The sequence below is a fragment of the Stenotrophomonas sp. YAU14D1_LEIMI4_1 genome (assembly GCF_003086815.1).
Classification (GTDB): domain Bacteria; phylum Pseudomonadota; class Gammaproteobacteria; order Xanthomonadales; family Xanthomonadaceae; genus Stenotrophomonas.
Genome location: NZ_CP025997.1, coordinates 3053603 through 3075489, shown reverse-complemented (window position 1 = coordinate 3075489; position 21887 = coordinate 3053603). Strand labels below are relative to the sequence as shown.

Sequence of the window (21887 nt, the reverse complement as noted above, 5' to 3'; positions counted from 1 at the left end):
GCAGGTGCCAACCCCGGTTGGCACGCCAGTCCCTGGTAGGTGCCAACCTTGGTTGGCACGCCGGTCCCCGGTAGGTGCCAACCTTGGTTGGCACGCCGGTCCCCGGTAGGTGCCAACCTTGGTTGGCACGCCGTGCGTCGACCAAGGTCGACGCCTACCAGAGCGGATGGCCGCCCCGACGTCCGGTCGACGCCTACCAAAGCCGATTACCGCCCCCAACCGGCGCGGATTACCGCGCTTTCGGCCGCCTCACGTGCTGGTCGATCAGGATCACGTTGCCATCCGGGTCGGCCAGCTGCACATAGCCCGTTCCCTGGCCATCGGGGTCGGTGCGCACGGCCAGTTCGATCCCTTTGCCTTCAATGGCGGCCTGCAGCTCGCGTACGTCCTGGAAGTCGGCCAGTTCCTGCTTGTGCTGGTCCCAGCCTGGGTTGAAGGTCAGCAGGTTGCCTTCGAACATGCCCTGGAACAGCCCGATCACGATGCCGTCGTTGCGCAGCACCAGCCAGTGCTGGCTGGCATCGCCGCCGGTCACCGAAAACCCAAGCGCCTCGTAGAACGAGCGCGAGGCGGCCAGGTCCTTCACCGACAGGCTGACTGAAAAAGCACCCAGTTGCATGGCACAGGCTCCGTTATGGAAGGGCAGGGTGGCCGGCACTGCAGCATGACCCTGCGTGAAGAGGATGTTAACCTCGGGCCGTGCCGCACCGATGCGGCACTTCTTTTTTCCACGCCCTTTCGATCGACAGAGGATCCCATGCCGACCGAACCCGCTACCGCGCTGATCACCAGCGATATCGTAGGCCTTGGCCTGATTGCTGCCACCCTGGCCCTGATCTTCTGGGCCGCCAGTGGCCCCACCCCGTTGCTGAAGAAGATCTTTGCCTGGGTGCCGGCCCTGCTGCTGTGCTACTTCATTCCGGCCATCTACAACACCGTTGGGCTGATCGATGGCCACAACACCGCCCTGTACAACCCGATCGCCCGTGACGTGCTGCTGCCGGCGGCGCTGGTGCTGCTGACGCTGTCGATCGACCTGAAAGGCATCGCCAAGCTGGGCCCGAAGCTGATCCTGGTGTTCTGCGCCGGTACGGCCGGGGTCATGCTGGGTGCCATCGTGTCGTTCCAGGTGATGAAGTTCATCCATCCGGAAACCGTGGCCGGCGACACCTGGGCGGGCATGGCCGCGCTGGCGGGCAGCTGGATCGGCGGCGGCGCCAACATGGTGGCCATGCGCGAGATCTTCGGCACCGACGCCACCACGTTCGGCCAGTTCGCTGTGGTCGATGTGGCCTGCGCCAGCTTGTGGATGGCCATCCTGCTGTTCCTGGCCAACCGTGCGCAGCAGATCGACACCCGCAGCGGCGCCGATACCCGCGCCATCGATGAAATGAAGGCGCGTATCAGTGCCTATGAAGCGCAGAATTCGCGCATTCCCACCCTCACCGACCTGATGGTGATCGTCGGTGTGGCGCTGGGCGGGGTGGGGCTGGCGCATGCCATTGCCGCGCAGCTGGCCGCCTGGTTCAAGGCCAACGTCGGCTGGTCCAGCCAGTTCAGCCTGGACAGCCAGTTCGTGTGGGTGGTGCTGCTGTCCACCGCCTTCGGCCTGGGCCTGAGCTTCACCCGCGCACGGCGCCTGGAATCGGCCGGTGCATCGCGCCTGGGCACCGTGTTCCTGTACTTCCTGATTGCCTGCATCGGCATGCAGATGGACCTGCTGTCGCTGCTGGATCGCCCCTGGCTGTTCGTCCTGGGCCTGATCTGGATGGCCACCCACGTGCTGGTGCTGTGGATCGTGGCACGCCTGGTGCGCGCACCGCTGTTCTTCTTCGGTGTCGGCTCGATGGGCAATATTGGCGCGGCCGCATCGGCGCCGGTGGTGGCCGCTGCGTTCCATCCGTCGCTGGCGCCGGTGGGCGTGCTGCTGGGAACGGTGGGCTATGCCACCGGCACCGGCCTGGCCTACGTCACCGGCTTGATCCTGAAGGCGATGGCGGGCGCGTAACCGGCCGGGGGAATGCGCAGGCCGCGCCTGACGCATTCCCCGGCAACCGCACGAACGGTGCGGTGCATACCGGAACCGATCCGGTGCGCTCCGTCCCGTGTGCACTTCCGCTGGCAGCCGCCAGCCTGTGCCCAGGTATGACCATGACGAAAGAACGGATGTTTCGTGCGGCAGTACTGACCCTGGTGCTTGCCGCTGGCAGCGCCTTCGCGCAGGCGCCTTTGACACCGCAGCGCGCTGACGTACAGGCGATCACCGAAAGCAGCGCGCGCGAGGTTGCCGCGTTGCTGGCCCAGCCGGGGTTTGCCGCCAGTGCGCGCGCCGCCCTGCAGTCAGGGCCGGAGCAGGGAGTCGCCCTGCAGCAGGTGATGGCCCGCTTCGATCCGCAGGCACGCACCCGCGCCAGCACGCTGCTGGCCACGCAGGACCAGCAGGTGCGCTAGCGCAAGGGTCTGGCCCAGCAGGGGCCGGGGCTGCTGCAGCTGCGGGCGTTCGTGCCTGCAGGTTCTTCGCTGGCTGCGGTCGCGCCGGAGCGGTTGTGGGTGGCCAGCCTGCCACGCGGCAACGACCGCGACTGGACCACGCTGACCGCCTACGACGCACAGGGCCGCGCGCACCTGCTCGATGCCCGGCAGGCACCGGATGTGCCCGTGCTGATCGTGGACGTGGATACCCGCCGTGCAGTGAAGGAAGGCATGGCTCTGGTCAACGCGGGCCTGCGCGCGCGCGGGCTGCAGTCACCAGAACGCATCACCCTGTCGGCCGACGGTGCCAGCGCGTCGCTGGACATCACCCGCCTGGACCGCATTCGTCTGAATGACGATCAGGAGCCGTGGGCGCTGGGCGCGGCCGAAGTGTTCGCGGTCGTGTCAGGCCTGCAGGTCGACGCCAGCGAGCCGGAAATGATGACGGTGGACATGCCGTGGCTGGACCATGACCAGACCGACTACACGCCCCAGCAGCCGTTGGTGATCTGGGGCAACTACCGCTTCAACGCGGCCAACGTGCAGCTGTTCGAAGACGATGGCGATACCAACTACCAGGAACTGCTGGTCGCCCTGACCACCGGGGTGAAGACGGCGCTGGGCGCCTTCGCTCCGGAATATGCGGTGATTGCCGATATCGCCGGGGCGATCCTCAAGGCCATGCCGACCTCGTGGTTTGCCAACGACATCGATTACCTGGACAGCTTCTACCTGCTGCAGCGCGGGCAGGGCTACACCGACCGCATGGGTGCGGCGAACAACGCCAAGGTCACCCTCACGCCCATCACCCTGGTGGAATAGGCCAGCAGGGCTTGCAGCCCTGCACCTGCTGTAGAGTCGAGCCATGCTCGACTGAAGCAACGGCAACAGCGGACATTCCGTGGGATGGCGGGGTGGGTCCGGTTACGGGGGACGCCGTGAATCCGTCCATGGAGGCTCGGTCGCGCGGCTTTAGGTGGGTGCCGACCGTTGGTCGGCACATCTGTCAGATATCGATAAACAAAATGGGGTCAGATCCGTTTCCTTCGGAAAACGGATCTGACCCCGCGTGTGTCCCGCCGTCACCGGCAATCTGTCGATGGTGGGGCGGTGTCGGATTGCGGGGTGTCCGCCGCATGGATGCGGCGGCCAAGCCTACACGGACGTACTTGCGGCGTCCCCGCAATCCGACACCGCCCCGCCAAACAAACAGAAACCCAGAGCCGACGCTCCGGCAGTTGCGGTTGCGGTTGCTCCGGCTTCTGCGGGCGCCGGGCTGCAAGCCCGGCACCCACACAGCACCTCAGCAGCAGCGTCCGCCGTTGCGGCCGCCGTATCGCGCTTCCTGTCGCTCGCGGAAGAACGTCTTGTAGTCCATCGGCTCCTGATCCGGATGCTTCTCCAGCATGTGCCGGACGTAGTTGTCGTAATCAGGAATGCCACAGCACAGCCGCGCGGTCTGCACCAGGCGCCGCCAGATGCGGCGGTGCGCCTGGTACTGGCCTACCGGAACCAGTTGGGTACTCATTACAGATCCACCATTTCGTGCGGCTTCAGCGCCACGTACGGGGTCTCGCGGTCGGTCCGCTGCGGGTTGCGACGGGCGGCCAGGATGGTCTTGATCGCATACACCAGCACCGAGGCCACCACCAGCAGGAACAGCGCGGTCAGGCCCGTGTTGACGTAGGCGTTCACCACGATCTGCTGCATCTGCGCCACGCTCTTGGCCGGTGCGGTGATGGTGTCACTGGCAATGGCGGCCTGGAACTTGTGCGCCTGTGCCAGGAAACCCTGCGCCGGGTTGCTGTCGAAGATCTTGATGAAGCCCGCATACGTGGTGCAGATCAGCAGCCACACGGCCGGCACGGCGGTCACCCACGCGTAGCGGTCACGCTTCATCTTGAACAGCACCACCGTGCCCAGCATCAGCGCGATACCCGCCAGCATCTGGTTGGAAATGCCGAACAGCGGCCACAGCGTCTGGATGCCACCGAACGGATCGACCACGCCGGTGTACAGCAGGTAGCCCCACAGCGCCACGCAGCCGGCCGTGCCGATGATGTTGGCCGTCCACGATTCGGTCTTCTTCAGGGCCGGCACGAAGTTGCCCAGCAGGTCCTGCAGCATGAAGCGGCCGGCGCGGGTGCCGGCATCCACGGCGGTCAGGATGAACAGCGCTTCGAACAGGATCGCGAAGTGGTACCAGAACGCCATCATCGCGTCGCTGCTGCTGGGAATGGCCTCGTGCAGGATCTGCGCGATGCCCACCGCCAGCGTGGGGGCACCACCGGCGCGGTGCAGGATGGTCGGTTCACCGATCGCCGCCGCTGTGGCATTCAACTGTTCCGGGGTGATGGTGAAGCCCCAGGTGTTGGTGATGTAGTGCGCGGCCGACACGGCGTCGGCACCGATCACCGCTGCCGGGCTGTTCATGGCGAAGTAGATGCCCGGATCGATGATCGAGGCAGCCACCAGCGCCATCACCGCCACGAACGATTCCATCAGCATGCCGCCGTAGCCGATGTAGCGCATGTGCGCTTCGTTGGCCAGCAGCTTGGGCGTGGTGCCCGAGGAAATCAGCGCATGGAAACCGGACACCGCGCCGCAGGCGATGGTGATGAACAGGAACGGGAACATGCCGCCCTTCCACACCGGACCGTCACCGCTGGCGGCGAACTGGGTCAGTGCCGGCATCTTCAGCTCCGGCATCACCACCACGATACCGATGGCCAGGGCGATGATCGTGCCGATCTTCAGGAAGGTCGACAGGTAATCGCGCGGGGCCAGCAGCAGCCAAACCGGCAGCACCGATGCGACGAAGCCATAGCCGATCAGCATCCAGGTGATCTGGGTACCGGTGAAGGTGAACGCCGGGCCCCAGACCGGGTCGGCTGCCACCTTGCCGCCGAACCAGATCGCGGCCAGCAGCAGGATCAGGCCCACCACGGAAATCTCACCGATCTTGCCCGGCCGGATGTAGCGCATGTACACGCCCATCAGGATCGCAATGGGCATCGTGGCGATCACCGTGAACATGCCCCACGGGCTTTCCGCCAGCGCCTTCACCACCACCATGGCCAGCACCGCCAGGATGATGATCATGATCAGGAAGGCGCCGAACAGGGCGATGGTGCCGGGCACCTGGCCCATTTCCTCGCGCACCAGGTCACCCAGCGAACGGCCGTTGCGGCGGCTGGACAGGAACAGGACCATGAAGTCCTGCACTGCGCCGGCCAGCACCACGCCCACCACCAGCCACAGCAGGCCGGGCAGGTAGCCCATCTGCGCGGCCAGCACCGGGCCCACCAGCGGGCCGGCGCCGGCAATGGCGGCGAAGTGGTGGCCGAACAGCACGTGTTTGTTGGTAGGAACGTAATCCAGACCGTCGTTGTTGATCACTGCCGGGGTGGCCCGGGTCGGATCGAGCTGCATCACCTTGTTGGCGATGAACAGGCTGTAGTAGCGATAGGCGACCAGATACAGCGATACCGCGGCCACCACGATCCACAGTGCGTTGATGTGTTCGCCGCGGCGCAGGGCGACGGTGCCCAGACAGAACGCGCCGAGCAGGGCCAGTGCGGCCCAGCCCAGTTTGGAAAACCCTTTCATGAGGTGCTCTCTCCCGGAAAGACAGTGAAAGAGTCCCGCGTGCCCTTGGTAGGGTCAATGTCCACGGGAGCCTTCTTCGGTAGTACTTTGGTCGAACACAACGCAGGCGATGCCGCGCGGCGGACATGACGCGCGGCAAACACCAGTAATGGAACAATCGGTTGCGGCGCCATCCATTGGCCCGCCGCGCTGCAGCGTCCATCTTCATGGGCATCCATCCCACAGGAGTTGCCATGAGTCTTCCCGAGCCGGTGCGCGTGCTGCGCACGATCCGTGGCATGCCCACGTCCGACGGCGCCGGCGTGCGCCTGACCCGGGTCATCGGCGGCCCCTCGCTGCCGGATCTGGACCCCTTCCTGTTGCTGGATGAATTCGGCACCGACCGCGCCGAGGACTACATCGCCGGTTTCCCGGAGCACCCGCACCGGGGCTTCGAGACCGTCACCTACATGCTGGACGGGCGCATGCGGCACCGCGACAACCACGGCAACGAAGGCCTGCTGACCCCGGGCAGCGTGCAGTGGATGACCGCCGGCCGCGGCCTGGTGCATTCGGAAATGCCCGAGCAGGAAAGCGGGCAGATGCGTGGCTTCCAGCTGTGGGTGAACCTGCCGGCGCGGGACAAGATGACCGACCCGAAGTACCAGGAGTTCGCGCCCGAGCGCATTCCGGTGGTACAGCCGGCCGACGGCGTGCAGGTGAAGGTGATCGCCGGTACGGTGGATGGCACGGCAGGGCCGATCGCGCAGCCGGCCACTGATCCGGTCTATCTGGATATCAGCCTGGCGCCGGATCGCGCCTGGACGTACACGCTGCCGGAAGGCCACAACGCCTTCGCCTACGTGTTCGAAGGTGCGCTGACCGTGGGCGAGCAGGATGCGGCGCGCGATGTGGCGCGGCAGGAACTGGCCGTGCTGGGCGGTGGCGAGCAGCTGCACGTGTCGGCCGGCGCCGAGGGCGCGCGGTTGATCCTGGTGGCGGGCCGTCCGCTGCGCGAGCCGGTCATGCGCCACGGGCCCTTCGTGATGAACACCCGGCAGGAACTGATGCAGGCCTTCGTCGATTTCCAGGAAGGTCGCTTCTGAGCGGTAGCGCCGGGCACCGCCCGGCGTTTTTTCCCGCGCCCACGCAACGCAGTTCACCGGGCATGGCCCGGCGCTGGCGATGGGTCGGGCGGGATGGCGGGGAGGCTGCCAGGCAGTCATCCCCGCGTTCATTCAGCGGCCGTCGGCCACGGCAGTGGGGTTCAGGCTCAGGCCCTGCGCCAGCTGCTGCAGGCTGCCCATTTCCTGAGTGCTGCCCGGGTACAGGGCGATCTGCGCGTAGCGGCCCTTGTCCAGCTTGACCACGCTGATGCGGCGCTCGGCATAGCCGGGCGGCTGCTGGCCGCCCAGGTCGGGCTTGTACCAGTACATCGATTCACCGCCGAAGCTGCCCTTTTCCTCGCGCAGCGAGCGGCTGAGCGGAATGTTGGGATCGCGTTGGCTCAGCATCAGGCTCAGCACTTCGCGGCCGTCGGCGGTGCTGGCGCGGCAGATCAGGAAATCGCTCTGCACCTGCTGCTGCCATTGCAGGCCACTGCTGGCTGGCAGCGTAGGACAGTCAACCGGCGCCTGTGCGGCGGCGTTGGCCGCGGCAAACAACAGGCTCGACAACAGAACAGGCACGAACTTCATGCATTCCCCCAAGGTGGTGTGGCCTAGAGTCCCCGCCGATGGCACCGGCGGCGCGGGCATCCCATCCCCGGATGCCGACGTTCCCGGCACGTGCACGGGAGGTCAAGCCGACCTTAACGGAACGTGAGCGATCGCACAAATTGCGGTTGCAGATGTAACCATTGCGGCCGGGTGACGGCCGCAATGGTCGGGGCGGAGATCACCGGTCGCTGCCGACCCACTTGTAGATCATGCCGCCGATCATGCCGCCCAGCAGCGGCGCGATCCAGAACAGCCACAACTGCCCGGTAGCCCCACTGCCGGCGAAGAAGGCCACGGCGGTCGATCGGGCCGGGTTCACAGAGGTGTTGGTCACCGGAATGCTGATCAGATGGATCAGGGTCAGGGCCAGGCCGATGGCCAGCGGCGCAAAGCCAGCCGGCGCCTTGCCGTGCGTGCTGCCCATGATCACCACCAGGAACACAGCAGTCAGCACCACTTCGCACAGGAAGGCGGCCGCCACGCTGTAGCCGCCCGGCGACAGTGCCCCGTACCCATTGCTGGCGAACGCGCCGGCCTGGCTGCCATCAATGGCAAAGCCGCTGGCACCGGACGCAATCTGCAGCAGGATGAAGCCCGCCAGCAGCCCGCCGACGCACTGGGCCAGGATGTACGGCAGCAGATCGCGGGCCGGGAAGCGGCCGCCGGCCCACAGGCCGACGCTGACGGCCGGATTGAAGTGCGCGCCCGACACATGGCCGAACGCATAGGCACCGGTGACCACGGTCAGGCCGAAGGCCAGCGCCACGCCGAGGAAACCGATACCCAGCGGATTGCCGTCGCCGCCGAACTTGGCGGCCAGTACCGCGCTGCCACAGCCGCCCAACACCAGCCAGAACGTGCCGAGAAATTCGGCGGCCAAGCGCTTGCCCATGCCCATGACGTGCACTCCATTGAGGCGCGCGGATGCGTGCGGTCGCATTGAAGTGGGCGGCCGGTGATGAACATGTGTACAGCGCGTAGAGTCGAGCTTGCTCGACTGCCGTCAATACTGCGGCAACGGAATGAATTCCTTGTCGTCACCCGGGATCGTGCCGAAGCGACCGGCTTCCCAATCGTGCTTGGCCTGTTCGATGCGTTCCTTGGAACTGGACACGAAGTTCCACCACAGGTGGCGCGGGCCATCCAGCGGTTCGCCGCCGAACAGCATGGCCTTCACCGGCGTCTTTGCGCGCAGGCGACCGATGGCGCCGGCTTCGGGAATGACCAGGTGCTGGGCGGGAATGTCCACGCCATCCAGCTGGGCCTGGCCTTCCAGGATGTACAGCGCACGTTCGCGGTGGCCATTGTCGATGTCGATCTCGGCATCGGGGTCCAGGTCGATGGCCACGTTCAAGGTATCGGCGAAGACCTTCACCGGTGATTCCTCGCCGTAGGCGCGGCCGGCGATCACCCGCAGCCAGACGCCGTTGCGGCGCTGCTCGGGCAGGGTGGCGGCGGCGTGGTGGTAGAACGCCGGTTCGATTTCCTCATGCGATTTGGGCAGCGCGACCCAGGTCTGCATGCCATGGATCGGGTTGTCGTGGCCGCGATCCGGCGGCGGCGTGCGTTCGGAATGGGCGATGCCGCGGCCGGCGGTCATCCAGTTCACGTCGCCAGGGCGGATCACCTGGTCCGAGCCCAGCGTATCGCGGTGGCCGATGGCGCCGGACCACAGGTAGGTCACCGTGGCCAGGCCGATATGCGGGTGCGGGCGCACGTCGATGGCGGTGCCGGGGTGCATGATGGCCGGGCCCATCTGGTCGACGAACACGAACGAACCGATGCTGCGGGCCTGCAGCGTGGGCACGGCGCGGCGCACTTCCAGGCCGCCGATGTCGTGGACGCGCGGGGCGATGATGGTGGTCATGCGGGCGTTCTCGCTGGCAGGAATCAAGGGCGCCAGCATGGCACGCCGTGGTGACGGCGACATGCCCCATGCGGGTAACAGCCTGTTCCGTAGCGTCGAGCTTGCTCGACGGGGTTCCCGCCAACGGCGCAGCCCCTCGTGGCTGGGCGCGCTGCGCGCATTCCGTGGGTGGCCGGGCGGGTGGGTTGCGCAGGGGACGCTGCAAGTACGTCCATGTAAGCTCGGTCGCCGCATCCATGCGGCTCACGCCCCTGCGCAACCCACCCGCCCGGCCCCTGACGGTTTCCGGGGGCGTCCAGCCACGGAAAAAAAAAGAAAATCAAATTCAAACGCGGGTCGCTTCGCTCCTGGTGGCCACCAAGGTAGCCACCCACCAGTTCGTAGTGATCCCAAATGAAGTGGCTGTTTACCCACCGTCGCCGGGAAACTGTCAGGGGTGGGGCGGTGTGGGCTGGCAGGACCGCAGGCGCCATGGGCCCGAGGCATGCCTCGGGCGGGTTGGGCAGGACGCCCAACCCCGGTCTTGCCGTGTGCGCAGGATTGCGCACACGAGCAAGGCGCCTACGAGCCCCCATGGACGGGTTTACGGCGTGTTCTGCCAGCCCACACCGCCCCGCCCAGCAAACAGAAAAGCCAGAGCCGGCTGTTGCTGTTGGCTCTGCGGGTGCCGGGCCGCAGGCCCGGCCGACCAACTCACACCACCGGTTCGCGCAGGGCAGGGTTGTCCCAGCCCGGGCGCGGGGCGAAGCGGTCGCCGTGGCGCTGCTGCAGCGCCTTCAGCCGCTCGACGATCGCATCGGCACCCACCGCGCGGATGTGCTGGATCGGGCCGCCACGGAACGGGGCGAAACCGGTGCCGAAGATCACACCCGCATCCAGCAGGTCCGCATCGGCCACCACGCCTTCGTGCAGGCAGGCCACCGCCTCGTTCAGCAAGGGCAGGATCAGGCGGTCTTCCAGATCGGTCGGGGCCCGGTAGTTGCTGGCCACGTCCGGCTTCTTCGGCTTGCCGTTTTCCCAGGTGTAGATGCCCTGGCCGTCCTTCTTGCCGCGCTTGTCCGGTTCCACCGTCTGCAGCGCCGCCGGAATCTGCAGGCCCAGGAACGGGGCCAGTTCACGGCCCACGCCGGCAGCCACGTCCAGGCCCACGGTATCGATCAGCTCGATCGGCCCCATCGGCATGCCGAACTTCACCGCGGCCTTGTCGATCACCGGGCCCGGAATGCCTTCGGCATAGGCGGTGGCCGCTTCCAGCATGTACGGGAACAGCACGCGGTTGACCAGGAAGCCCGGGCTGCCGGCCACCGGCACCGGGAACTTGCCCAGTGCCTTGCAGAACGCGGCCAGGCGGCGCTCGGTTTCCGCCGCCATGCCGTCGTGGTGGATGATTTCCACCAGCGGCATCTGCGCCACTGGGTTGAAGTAGTGCAGGCCGGCAAACTGCGCCGGGCGCTGGATGTGGTCGCGCAGTTCCACCAGCGGAATCGACGAGGTGTTGGTGGTCAGCAGGGCGTCCAGCTTCATCTTCGGTTCCAGCGTCTGGTACAGCGCACGCTTGGCCTCGGGGTTTTCGATGATGGCCTCGATCACCAGATCGGCTTCGGCCACGCCGTTGCCCTCCAGGTCGGCACGCAGTCGCGCGGCCACCGCCGGGCGCTTGCTCTCATCGCGCACCTTCTTGGCAAACAGCGCCTGGGCGCGCTCCATGGCCGGGTCGATGAAACGCTGCTCGCGGTCCTGCAGGGTCACTTCGAAGCCCTTGTAGGCGGCCCAGGCGGCAATGTCGCCACCCATCACGCCGGCACCGACCACGTGCACGTGGCGGATGCCGGAATCACCGCTGCCCAGGCCCTTCAGGCGCTCGGTCAGGAAGAAGATGCGGATCAGGTTGCGCGCGGTCGGCGTGCTGGCCAGCTTCACCACCGCACGGCGCTCGGCATCCAGGCGTGCCTGGATCGGCTTGCCGCCGCTGCGCTGCCAGGTGCTGATCAGCGCGTACGGCGCCGGGTACTGGTCCTTCTTCGCCTTGCGGGCGACCTGCTTGACCATCTGCGGTGCCAGCAGCGTGCGCGCCAGCCAGGTATTGGTCGCCCATGCGGTCGCGCGCTGCTTGAACGGCCGGGTGGTGCCGGACAGGGCCAGCGCCACGGCGGTATCGAGCACCACGGCCGGTGCCACTACCTTGTCGACCAGACCGATGCCACGCGCTGCCGAGGCCGACAGGGTGCGCCCGGTCAGCATCAGGTCCATCGCCGCCGGCGCACCCACCAGATGCGGCAGTCGCGCGCTGCCGCCCCAGCCCGGGAAGATGCCCAGCTGGGTTTCCGGCAGGCCGATGCGGGTGCTGCTGTCATTGGAGGCCACACGGTAGCGGCAGGCCAGCGCCAGTTCGGTACCGCCGCCCAGGCAGTGGCCATGGATGGCCGCCACGGTGGGGCAGGGCAGCTCGGCCAGCTTCTGGTAGGTGGACTGGCCGCGGCGGATGGCATCGTTCACGGTGCCGCGGCGGTCGAATTCCTGGAACTCCTTCAGGTCGGCACCGGCAATGAAACCGGCCTTCTTCGCCGACTGGATCACCACGCCCTTGGGCGGGTCCAAGGCGATGCGTTCGAGCAGGTCGCCCAGTTCCAGCAGCACGTCCTGCGACATCGCGTTGACGCTGGTGTCCTGACGATCCAGGGTAAGGACCACCACGCCGTCTTCACGGATTTCGGGGTGCCAGTGGCTGAAGCGGAGCCCATCGAAGCCTGAGAGCATGGACGTTCCATCCGGTTGTGTATGGAGAAGCGGCTATGATCCAGAGGTTGTTTCCCCCGCGTCAAATCCCAATAGGAGGGGTAGGCGACCCCGGATCCATGGCCGTGGAACCGGACGCTAGCGGAACGGTGGTTAAAAGCTGGTGCGGCGCCGGGTGATCGGCGACTGAACTTTTCCCGGGATTGGCAGTCTCATTGCCCGACGTCGGTTGGGCTGACAGGAGTGCGGCCCCTCATGGCCGAGGTTGAAACACCACAGGAGCTGGATCTGGAACTGGTCCGGCGCGTGCAGCACGGCGAGAGCGCCGCGTTCGATGTCCTGGTGCGCAAGTACCAGCATCGCGTGGTGGCCCTTGTCGGTCGCTACATCGCCGACTGGAGCGAATGTCAGGACGTGGCCCAGGACACTTTCATGCGCGCCTATCGCGCCATTGGAAGCTTCCGCGGCGACGCCCAGTTCTCAACCTGGTTGCATCGGATCGCCGTGAACACTGCCAAAAACTACCTGGCTTCACACAATCGACGCCCGCCCACCGATGACATCGACATCGGTGACGCCGAGCAGTTCGACAGCGGCACCCGTCTGCGCGACACCGACACGCCCGAACGCGAGTTGATGCGCCAGGAACTGGAACAGACGGTGATGAAGGCCGTCAACGCGCTGCCGGAAGAACTCCGGTCGGCGATCACCCTGCGCGAGGTGGAAGGCCTGAGCTACGAGGAAATCGCGCAGAAGATGGGGTGCCCGATCGGCACCGTGCGTTCGCGGATCTTCCGGGCGCGCGAGGCGATCGACACTGAACTCCGGCCGCTGCTGGACATCGGCAGCGCCACCCGCGAGAAGAGCCGCGTATGACCAGTAACCCGTTGAACGAATCGCAGAACCATCAATCCCCGGCCGGGCAACGCCTGGACCAGCGCCACCGCGAACAGCTGTCGGCTCTGGTCGATGGCGAGCTGGGCGCCGACGAGGCGCGCTTCCTGCTGCGCCGCATGGAACATGATCCGGAACTGGCCGGCTGCCAGGAACGCTGGCAGCTGCTGGGCGATGTGATGCGTGGCCAGGCCTCGCTGCTGGCCCCGGCCGGTTTCAGTGAACGCGTGGCCGCGGCGATTGCCGCCGAATCCGCGCCGGTGGCTGAACCGCGCCGGCAGGTGCGTCGCACGGGCTGGCGTGCCTGGGGCGGCGGTGCCGCACTGGCAGCCTCGGTGGCCGCCGTGGCCCTGTTCATGGGCGGCGAAAAGCTGCAGCCCCCCGCACCCGGCGAAGCCCCGGCCCCGCAGGTGGTGGCCAGCCAGGCCGAACTGGCGCCGGCTGCCGCGCCGGTAACCGAAGCGTCGGTGGACAGCGCCGCGATGGCCGTGGCCGCTGTGCCGGCGGTGGCCATGGCCGCCAGCCGCCGCCAGGATGCCCGCCGCGCCAGTGCCACCCGCAGCCAGCAGGCCGCGCGCGTGGCCCAGCGTGACGAGGCGCCGCAGCGCGCCGTTGCCACGGCTGCGGTACCGCTGGCGCCGTCGGTGCCCGCCGCCAACACGCGCCATCTGCCCTTCGGCGATGTCGGCAGCCTGCAGGCACGGCCCTGGCCGAAGTCCAGCCTGGCCCCGGCCGGGGGCAGCGCCCTCAACGCCAGCTTCCCGGCCGCGTCCGGTGGCGCCGCGTTCTATCCCTTCGAGCCGCGCCTGCAGGACGATCTGCCGACGCCGCCGCGCCCGCGCGACTGACCTGGAGCGCGCCGGTCCACGCCCCGCCGCTGGCGGGGCGCCTCTCCCGTTTTCCATCCGACCCGGAGGTTGCCGTCCGATGACTGCCCGATTCCGTACCCATGCCATGGGCCTGCTGGTGATGACCCTGCCGTTGATGGCCTGCGCGCAGGCGCCGTCACCGGCTGCCCCGGCGCCGCCGGCCGCAGCGGCCGCCGCCCCCCGCGCACCGGCGCAGCCGCTGGTCAGTGGCCTGCCTGATTTCACCAACCTGGTCGAACAGGTCGGCCCGGGCGTGGTCAACGTCGATACCACCATCGTGCGCCAGAACCGCCAGGCGCGCGGCGGCATGGGCCCCGGCGACGACGAGATGCCCGAATTCTTCCGCCGCTTCTTCGGCCCGGACTTCCCGATGCCGGGGCAGGGTGGGGGCGACAGCGGGCCCAGCATCAAGGGCCGTGGCATGGGCTCGGGCTTCATCATCTCCCCCGACGGCTACGTGCTGACCAACTACCACGTGGTGGCCGACGCCAGCGAGGTGAAGGTCAAGCTGGGTGACAGCCGCGAGTTCGCTGCCAAGGTGGTCGGCAGCGACCAGCAGTACGACGTGGCCCTGCTGAAGATCGAAGGCAAGAACCTGCCGACCGTGCGTCTGGGCGATTCCAACACCCTGAAGCCGGGCCAGTGGGTGGTCGCGATCGGTTCGCCGTTCGGCCTGGATCATTCGGTCACCGCGGGCATCGTCAGCGCGCTCGGCCGCAGCACCGGTGGCCCGGACCAGCGCTACGTGCCCTTCATCCAGACCGACGTGGCGATCAACCAGGGCAATTCCGGTGGCCCGCTGCTGAACACCCGCGGTGAAGTGGTCGGCATCAACTCGCAGATCTACTCCGCGTCCGGCGGTTACATGGGCATCAGCTTCTCGATCCCGATCGACCTGGCGATGAGCGCGGTTGAGCAGATCAAGAAGAGTGGCAAGGTCACCCGTGGCCAGCTGGGTGCGGTGGTCGAGCAGGTCGATTCGCTCAAGGCGCAGGGCCTGGGCCTGCCCGACAGCCGTGGCGCCCTGGTCAACCAGATCGTGCCGGGCAGCGCCGCGGCCAAGGCCGGTGTGCAACTGGGTGACGTGATCCGCTCGGTCAATGGCCGCGCGGTCAACACCTGGTCCGACCTGCCGCCGCTGATCGGTGCCATGGCGCCAGGCAGCAAGGTGACCCTGGTGGTCTACCGCGACGGCAAGCCGCGTGAACTCAGCGCCACCCTGACCGCGTTGACCGAAGACGGCCAGGCCGACGGCCGCGGTACGTCCACCGCCGACGCGGATGTGCCCCCGCAGACCGGTGCCAACGCCCTGCTGGGCCTGGACGTGACCGAGCTGACCGCGCCGCAGCGCAAGCAGCTCGGCCTGGATGCGGGCGAGGGCGTGCGCATTACCGGGGTGAAGGGTGAAAGTGCCCGCGATGCCGGCCTGGCGCCGGGCATGGTCATCCTGCGTGTCGGCAATACCCCGGTCGGCCGTGTCGACGCGCTCAACCGCGCGCTGTCCGGCTACAAGAAGGGCGATGTGGTCCTGCTGCTGGTGCGTGCCAACAGCGGCAACAGCGCCTTCGTGGCGGTCAAGGCCGGTCAGTAAGGCCTTCACGGCCGCCCCCAGGCGGCCCTGGCAATCCCCCGAAGCCCCGCTCTGGCGGGGCTTTGGCCATTTCCAGTCGCCCCGCGAGCGCCCCCAAGCGGGCAGGCCCCGGGCATGCGATAATCCACCGTTACCCTGACGACGCCGCGCGCCGCCGCCACCTATGTCTTCTGATTCGATGCGGAACATCCGCAACTTCTCCATCATTGCCCACGTCGACCACGGCAAGTCCACGCTGGCCGATCGCATCATCCAGCTCTGTGGCGGCCTGCAGGCCCGCGAGATGGAAGCGCAGGTGCTCGACTCCAACCCGATCGAGCGCGAGCGTGGCATCACCATCAAGGCCCAGTCGGTGTCGCTGCCGTACCTGGCCAAGGATGGGCAGACCTACCACCTGAACTTCATCGACACCCCCGGCCACGTCGACTTCTCCTATGAAGTCAGCCGTTCGCTGGCCGCCTGCGAAGGCGCGCTGCTGGTGGTCGATGCCGCCCAGGGCGTGGAAGCGCAGTCGGTGGCCAACTGCTACACCGCCGTCGAGCAGGGCCTGGAAGTGGTGCCGGTCATCAACAAGATCGACCTGCCCACCGCCGATATCGAACGCGCCAAGGCCGAGATCGAGGCCGTGATCGGCATCGACGCCGCCGACGCCGTGCCGGTCAGTGCCAAGACCGGCCTGAACGTGCAGGACGTGCTGGAAGCCATCGTGCACCGCATCCCGGCACCGCAGCCGCGCGACACCGACAAGCTGCAGGCGCTGATCATCGATTCCTGGTTCGACAATTACCTGGGCGTGGTCTCGCTGGTGCGCGTCATGCAGGGCCACATCAAGGCCGGCGACAAGCTGCAGGTCATGTCCACCGGCCGTACCCACCAGGTCGACAACGTCGGCGTGTTCACGCCGAAGCGGAAAGTGCTGCCGGCGCTGCGTGCCGGTGAAGTGGGCTGGGTCACCGCCAGCATCAAGGACGTGCACGGCGCACCGGTGGGCGACACCCTCACCCTGGCTGCCGATCCGGCACCCAAGCCGCTGCCGGGCTTCCAGGAAATGCAGCCGCGCGTGTTCGCCGGCCTGTTCCCGGTCGATGCCGAGGACTACCCGGACCTGCGCGAAGCGCTGGACAAGCTGCGCCTGAACGATGCCGCGCTGCGCTTCGAGCCGGAAAGCTCCGAAGCCATGGGCTTCGGTTTCCGCTGCGGCTTCCTGGGCATGCTGCACATGGAAATCGTGCAGGAGCGCCTGGAGCGCGAATACAACCTGGACCTGATCAGCACCGCACCGACGGTGGTCTACGAGGTCCTGAAGACCGACGGCACCATCATCAACATGGACAACCCGGCCAAGCTGCCGCCGGTGAACCATGTGGAAGAGATCCGCGAGCCGATCATCCGCGCCAACGTGCTCACCCCCGAGGAGTACATCGGCAACATCATCAAGCTGTGCGAAGAAAAGCGCGGCAGCCAGATCGGCATCAACTACCTGGGCAGCCAGGTGCAGATCAGCTACGAGCTGCCGATGGCCGAAGTGGTGCTGGACTTCTTCGACAAGTTGAAGTCGGTCAGCCGTGGCTATGCCTCGCTGGACTACCACTTCGTGCGCTTCGATGCCGGCCCGTTCGTGCGCGTGGACGTGCTGATCAACGGTGACAAGGTCGACGCCCTGTCGTTGATCGTGCACCGCAGCCATGCCGACCGCCGCGGCCGCGAGCTGTGCGAGAAGATGAAGGACCTGATCCCGCGCCAGCAGTTCGACGTGGCCATCCAGGCCGCCGTCGGCTCGCAGATCATCGCCCGCACCACGGTCAAGGCCATGCGCAAGAACGTGCTGGCCAAGTGCTATGGTGGCGACGTTTCGCGCAAGAAGAAGCTTCTGGAAAAGCAGAAGGAAGGCAAGAAGCGCATGAAGCAGGTCGGCCGCGTGGAAATTCCGCAGGAAGCCTTCCTGGCCGTGCTGCAGATGGACAACAAGTAAGCCCGCAGCGGCCCTTCGGGGCCGTTCGTCCGGTTACGTTGCAAAGGACCCTGAATGAAACTGTTTGAGATCCTCCTGGTCGTACTGACCCTGGCCTCGGGCCTGATCCTGCTTGCCGAAAAGCTGTACTTCGCCAAGCGCCGTGCCCAGCGCGCCGGCCTGCTCGACACCGAGCCGGTGCTGGTGGATTACTCTCGCGCCTTCTTCCCGGTGCTGGCCATCGTGCTGGTGGTGCGCAGTTTCATTGCCGAGCCGTACAAGATTCCGTCCAGCTCGATGATGCCCAACCTGCTGATCGGCGATTTCATCCTGGTCAACAAGTTCTCCTACGGCCTGCGCCTGCCGATCAGCAACACCAAGTTCGTACCGGTGGGCGAGCCCTCGCGCGGCGACGTGGTGGTGTTCCACTTCCCCGGCCACAGCGACACCGACCCGGCCAAGGGTGAGAACTTCATCAAGCGCGTGATCGGCGTGCCGGGCGATACGGTGTCCTTCGACGGCGACAGCGTCACCCTCAATGGCGAAGCGCTGAAGTATGACAACAAGGGCATCTACGCCGGCCACCGTGGCCAGGGCGAAGGCGCCAACCTGCTGGTCGAGCACCTGCCGGGCCGGACCCATACCGTGCTGGAGACCGATTTCCCGCGCGGCCAGGGCCAGTGGACCGTGCCTGCTGGTAAATATCTGGTGATGGGCGACAATCGCGACAACAGCGACGACGGCCGGTTCTGGGGCCTGCTGCCGGAAGAAAACCTGCGCGGCAAGGCTTTCCTGATCTGGCTGAACTGCTCGGGCTGGTTCTGCAAGGACGGCTTCGAACCGTCGCGTATCGGTTCGGGCATCAACTGAAACTGACTTCACATCCATTCGCGTATCTGGGGAGAAACGCCATGAAGACGATGAACACGCAGCGCGGCATGACTTTGACCTCGTTCCTGGTCGTACTGGCCGTGGTCGGGTTCTTCCTGTACATCGGCATGAAGCTGTTCCCGATGTACCAGGAGTACTACTCGGTGCGTTCGGCGATGAAGAGCCTGGCGGCCGAGCCCAACGTGGGCACCATGGCGCCGGCGCAGATCCAGGACCTGTTCTTCAAGCGGCTGTACATCAACTACTCGGACAACGTGAAGCCGGCCAACGTCAAGTTCGCCCGACGCGATGGCGGCTGGACCCTTACCGTCAACTACGAAGTGCGCCGCCCGCTGGTCGGCAACCTGGACGTGGTTGGCAAGTTTGAATCGACCCAGGACCTGACCCGTAGCGGTGCCGAATAAACCTTTCCAACGTGGTGACCTGATCGGTCACAGCTTCCGCGATCCGGCCCTGCTGAAGCAGGCGCTGACCCATCGCAGTGCCGGTGCGCCGCATAACGAGCGCCTGGAATTCCTGGGCGACAGCATCGTCAACCAGATGGTGGCCGAGGCCCTGTACCACCGCTGGCCCAAGGCCGACGAGGGCGCGCTCACCCGCGCCCGCGCCGCGCTGGTGCGGGAAGAGGCGCTGGCGGTGATCGCGCGCACCCTGCAGCTGGGCGAGCGCCTGATCCTGGGCGCAGGCGAAATGAAATCCGGCGGCCACCGCCGCGACTCGATCCTGGCCGACGCCGTGGAAGCGGTGGTGGCCGCGATCTACCTGGATGGGGGCTTCGAGGCCTGCCGCACGGTGGTGCTGCCCTGGTTCAGTGCCTCCATGGAGGCGCTGCCGGCCACCGGGCGCCCGGAAAAGGACCCCAAGACCCGCCTGCAGGAATGGCTGCAGGCCCGACAGAAGGCGTTGCCGCAGTACGAACTGGTGTCAGAATCCGGTGACGACCACGCCAAGCACTTCCGGGTACGCTGCAACGTAGCCGACCCCGCCGCCAGCATCGAGGGCGAAGGTTCCTCGCGGCGGATTGCCGAACAACAGGCGGCTGCGGCCGTCCTTGAACAACTGGATTCCAAGTGAGCGAACAGATTCCCCATCATTGCGGCAGTGTGGCCGTCATCGGCCGCCCGAACGTGGGCAAGTCGACCCTGACCAACGCGCTGGTTGGCGCCAAGGTCAGCATCGTCTCCAACCGCCCGCAGACCACGCGCCATCGCCTGCTGGGCATCGCCACCTATCCCGAAGGCCAGCTGGTGCTGGTCGACACCCCGGGGCTGCACAAGGTGCAGAAGCGGGCGATGAACCGGGTGATGAACCGCGCTGCCCGCGGCTCGCTGGAAGGCGTGGACGCCGGCCTGCTGGTGATCGAAGCCGGTCGCTGGGACGAAGAGGACAGCCTGGCCTTCAACGTGCTGCGCGACGCCGGCGTGCCGGTGGTGCTGGTGGTCAACAAGATCGACCGCCTGAAGGACAAGGGCGCGCTGCTGCCGTTCCTGCAGGAAGTCACCAACGGCCGCGATTTCGCCGCCGTGCATCCCATTTCCGCGCAGAAGCGCAACGGCCTGGAAGCACTGGTGCGCGACGTGCTGAAGCTGCTGCCGGAAGCCCCGCCGATGTTCGGCGAGGACGAGATCACCGACCGCAGCCAGCGTTTCCTGGCCGGCGAACTGGTGCGCGAGCAGCTGATGCGCCAGCTGGGCGAAGAACTGCCGTATGCCACCACGGTGGAAATCGAGCGCTTCACCGAAGACGGCAACCTGCTGCGCATCGGCGCGGTCATCTGGGTCGAGCGCGAGGGCCAGAAGGCCATCGTGATCGGCAAGGGCGGCACCCGCCTGAAGGAGATCGGGGCCAAGTCGCGCCTGCAGATGGAGCGTCTGTTCGGGGCCAAGGTGTTCCTGGAGACCTGGGTGCGCGTGCGTGAAGGCTGGTCCGACGACGAGGCCGCACTGAAGGCCTTCGGCTACGAATAAGCCGTTGCGGTCGCTTCGATGCTGATCGAGGACGACACCGGGTTCGTGCTGCACGCACGGGCCTACCGCGAGACCAGCCTGCTGGTGGAGGTGCTGAGCGCGCAGCATGGCCGTATCGGCGTGCTGGCGCGCGGGGTCTCCACCGCGAAAGGGCAGGTGCTGCGCGCCGCCCTGCAGCCCCTGCAATGGATCCGCTTCAGCGCCCAACAGCGCGGTGAGCTGGCGCAGCTGCGCGGTGCCGAGGCCCTGGATGCAGCCCCGCGGCTGGTGGGGCAGGCCATGCTGGCCGGTTTCTACCTGAGTGAACTGACCCTGCGCCTGGCCCCGCGCCAGGACCCGCTGCCCGATCTCTATCTGGCCTACGGCGAAGCGCGCGCACGGCTGGCGGTCGGGGCCGGCCTGGCCTGGACCCTGCGCCGTTTCGAGCGCGAGCTGCTGGCGGCACTGGGCCTGGGCTTCGATCTGGAAACGGCCAGCGACGGCCAGCCGATCGATCCGGCGGCGCGTTATGCGCTGGACCCACAGGAGGGTCCGCAGCGGCTGTTGAGCGTGCGTGACGGCGAGCGCAGCGCGGCGGCCACCGGTTCAGCGCTGCTGGCGCTGGGCGCCGACGAAGAACCCGATGCGGCCGACCTGGCCAGCCTGCGGTTGCCGATGCGGCGGGTGCTGGCGCACCACCTGGGCGCACGCGGCCTGAAATCCTGGGAACTGTTGGAGCAGCTGTCCCCCCGCCGCTGAGGGGTTTGTCGGCAGGGCTTGCAGCCCTGCACCCGCTACCGTCAACGTCAACGTCAAAAGCGGGCTATCCGTGGGATGGCGGGGTGGGTCCGGTTGAGGGGGACGCTGCAAGTCCCCCTCCGGGGCCCGGCCCAGCCGCTGGCGGCTGTGCGTTCGGGCGCTTGCGAAGCAGTGCTTCGCAAGCAAAGCGCCCTCACCCATGTAAGCTCGGTCGCCGCATCCATGCGGCTCACGCCCCCTCAACCGGACCCACCCCGCCTTCGACAGTTTTCCGCGATCTGTCGGAAACGCGTGCTGCTCTGGTAGGTGTCGACCTGGGTCGACACAATCTGTCAGATATCGAGTTGTTTCTGGGGGCAGAGCCCGTTGCGCAGCAACGGGATCCGACCCCGTGCCGTGCCGTCAGATCGCGGCCAACTGTCAGAGGCGGGGCACTGTGGGTGTGCGGGGTGTGAGCCGCATGGATGCGGCGACCAAGGCTACATGGACGTACTTGCGCCGTCCCCGCACACCCACAGTGCCCCGCCATCCCACGGGATGCCCGCTTTTGACGTTGACGTTGACGTTGACGTTGATTCGGCAGGTGCAGGGCTGCAAGCCCTGCC

The 21887-nt window shown here is 66.9% G+C and carries 20 protein-coding genes; 13 read left to right on the top strand and 7 right to left on the bottom strand.

Going from position 1 to position 21887, the window contains the following annotated elements; all coding sequences use genetic code 11:
• Window positions 1–229: 229 nt before the first annotated feature.
• Window positions 230–619 (bottom strand): VOC family protein, encoded by a 390-nt coding sequence (locus C1932_RS14400; protein ID WP_108762625.1) that lies wholly within the window; start codon window positions 617–619, stop codon window positions 230–232.
• A gap of 138 nt (window positions 620–757) precedes the next feature.
• Here C1932_RS14400 and C1932_RS14395 point away from each other — a divergent pair, with 138 nt between their 5' ends.
• From C1932_RS14395 to C1932_RS14385, 3 genes are all read left to right on the top strand, one after another.
• Window positions 758–2008 carry a DUF819 family protein gene (locus C1932_RS14395; RefSeq protein WP_108762624.1) on the top strand — a complete coding sequence of 417 codons (1251 nt, stop codon included), beginning with the start codon at window positions 758–760 and terminating at the stop codon, window positions 2006–2008.
• A gap of 143 nt (window positions 2009–2151) precedes the next feature.
• Window positions 2152–2451, top strand: coding sequence for a hypothetical protein (locus tag C1932_RS19850; RefSeq protein WP_159094549.1), 300 nt, complete (start codon window positions 2152–2154; stop codon window positions 2449–2451).
• 9 nt (window positions 2452–2460) lie between these two features.
• On the top strand, window positions 2461–3294 hold the full coding sequence (locus C1932_RS14385) for a DUF3103 family protein (RefSeq protein WP_108762623.1): 834 nt from the start codon (window positions 2461–2463) through the stop codon (window positions 3292–3294).
• Between the two features lie 481 nt (window positions 3295–3775).
• Here C1932_RS14385 and C1932_RS14380 read toward each other — a convergent pair whose 3' ends face one another.
• Window positions 3776–4000: a CstA-like transporter-associated (seleno)protein gene (locus C1932_RS14380; RefSeq protein ID WP_049467479.1), complete on the bottom strand. Its 225-nt coding sequence runs from the start codon at window positions 3998–4000 to the stop codon at window positions 3776–3778.
• The gene (locus C1932_RS14375) at window positions 4000–6081 is read right to left on the bottom strand and encodes a carbon starvation CstA family protein (protein ID WP_108753810.1); all 2082 of its coding nucleotides are present in this window, start codon (window positions 6079–6081) and stop codon (window positions 4000–4002) included. Before C1932_RS14375 ends, C1932_RS14380 begins: the two co-directional genes overlap by 1 nt.
• Window positions 6082–6314: 233 nt before the next feature.
• On the opposite strand from C1932_RS14375, the gene C1932_RS14365 reads away from it, so the two are divergent.
• Window positions 6315–7166: a pirin family protein gene (locus C1932_RS14365; RefSeq protein ID WP_108762621.1), complete on the top strand. Its 852-nt coding sequence runs from the start codon at window positions 6315–6317 to the stop codon at window positions 7164–7166.
• 132 nt (window positions 7167–7298) lie between these two features.
• Here C1932_RS14365 and C1932_RS14360 read toward each other — a convergent pair whose 3' ends face one another.
• The 4 genes from C1932_RS14360 to C1932_RS14345 form a co-directional block, all read right to left on the bottom strand.
• Window positions 7299–7757, bottom strand: coding sequence for a hypothetical protein (locus C1932_RS14360; protein WP_108762620.1), 459 nt, complete (start codon window positions 7755–7757; stop codon window positions 7299–7301).
• 199 nt (window positions 7758–7956) lie between these two features.
• Window positions 7957–8676 carry an aquaporin Z gene (aqpZ, locus tag C1932_RS14355; protein WP_108762619.1) on the bottom strand — a complete coding sequence of 240 codons (720 nt, stop codon included), beginning with the start codon at window positions 8674–8676 and terminating at the stop codon, window positions 7957–7959.
• A gap of 105 nt (window positions 8677–8781) precedes the next feature.
• Window positions 8782–9645, bottom strand: coding sequence for a pirin family protein (locus C1932_RS14350; protein WP_108751630.1), 864 nt, complete (start codon window positions 9643–9645; stop codon window positions 8782–8784).
• A 693-nt stretch (window positions 9646–10338) separates the two neighbouring features.
• Complete coding sequence (locus C1932_RS14345; protein WP_108762618.1) at window positions 10339–12402, bottom strand: 3-hydroxyacyl-CoA dehydrogenase NAD-binding domain-containing protein; 2064 nt, start codon at window positions 12400–12402, stop codon at window positions 10339–10341.
• Window positions 12403–12636: 234 nt separating this feature from the next.
• On the opposite strand from C1932_RS14345, the gene rpoE reads away from it, so the two are divergent.
• From rpoE to recO, 9 genes are all read left to right on the top strand, one after another.
• Entirely contained in the window at window positions 12637–13257 is a 621-nt protein-coding gene (gene rpoE, locus C1932_RS14340; protein WP_108750715.1) for an RNA polymerase sigma factor RpoE, read from the top strand.
• Window positions 13254–14123 carry a sigma-E factor negative regulatory protein gene (locus C1932_RS14335; RefSeq protein WP_108762617.1) on the top strand — a complete coding sequence of 290 codons (870 nt, stop codon included), beginning with the start codon at window positions 13254–13256 and terminating at the stop codon, window positions 14121–14123. The genes rpoE and C1932_RS14335 overlap by 4 nt, the downstream gene beginning before the upstream one ends.
• A 79-nt stretch (window positions 14124–14202) precedes the next feature.
• Entirely contained in the window at window positions 14203–15735 is a 1533-nt protein-coding gene (locus tag C1932_RS14330) for a DegQ family serine endoprotease (protein WP_108762616.1), read from the top strand.
• A 178-nt stretch (window positions 15736–15913) separates the two neighbouring features.
• Window positions 15914–17707 (top strand): translation elongation factor 4, encoded by a 1794-nt coding sequence (gene lepA, locus C1932_RS14325; protein WP_199912036.1) that lies wholly within the window; start codon window positions 15914–15916, stop codon window positions 17705–17707.
• 54 nt (window positions 17708–17761) lie between these two features.
• Window positions 17762–18556: a signal peptidase I gene (gene lepB, locus C1932_RS14320; protein WP_108762614.1), complete on the top strand. Its 795-nt coding sequence runs from the start codon at window positions 17762–17764 to the stop codon at window positions 18554–18556.
• A 41-nt stretch (window positions 18557–18597) separates the two neighbouring features.
• Window positions 18598–18981 carry a DUF4845 domain-containing protein gene (locus C1932_RS14315; RefSeq protein ID WP_108750710.1) on the top strand — a complete coding sequence of 128 codons (384 nt, stop codon included), beginning with the start codon at window positions 18598–18600 and terminating at the stop codon, window positions 18979–18981.
• Entirely contained in the window at window positions 18971–19651 is a 681-nt protein-coding gene (gene rnc / locus C1932_RS14310) for a ribonuclease III (protein ID WP_108750709.1), read from the top strand. The genes C1932_RS14315 and rnc overlap by 11 nt, the downstream gene beginning before the upstream one ends.
• On the top strand, window positions 19648–20544 hold the full coding sequence (gene era / locus C1932_RS14305; RefSeq protein WP_108762613.1) for a GTPase Era: 897 nt from the start codon (window positions 19648–19650) through the stop codon (window positions 20542–20544). The genes rnc and era overlap by 4 nt, the downstream gene beginning before the upstream one ends.
• 18 nt (window positions 20545–20562) lie before the next feature.
• Complete coding sequence (recO, locus tag C1932_RS14300; RefSeq protein ID WP_108750707.1) at window positions 20563–21282, top strand: DNA repair protein RecO; 720 nt, start codon at window positions 20563–20565, stop codon at window positions 21280–21282.
• Window positions 21283–21887: the final 605 nt, after the last annotated feature.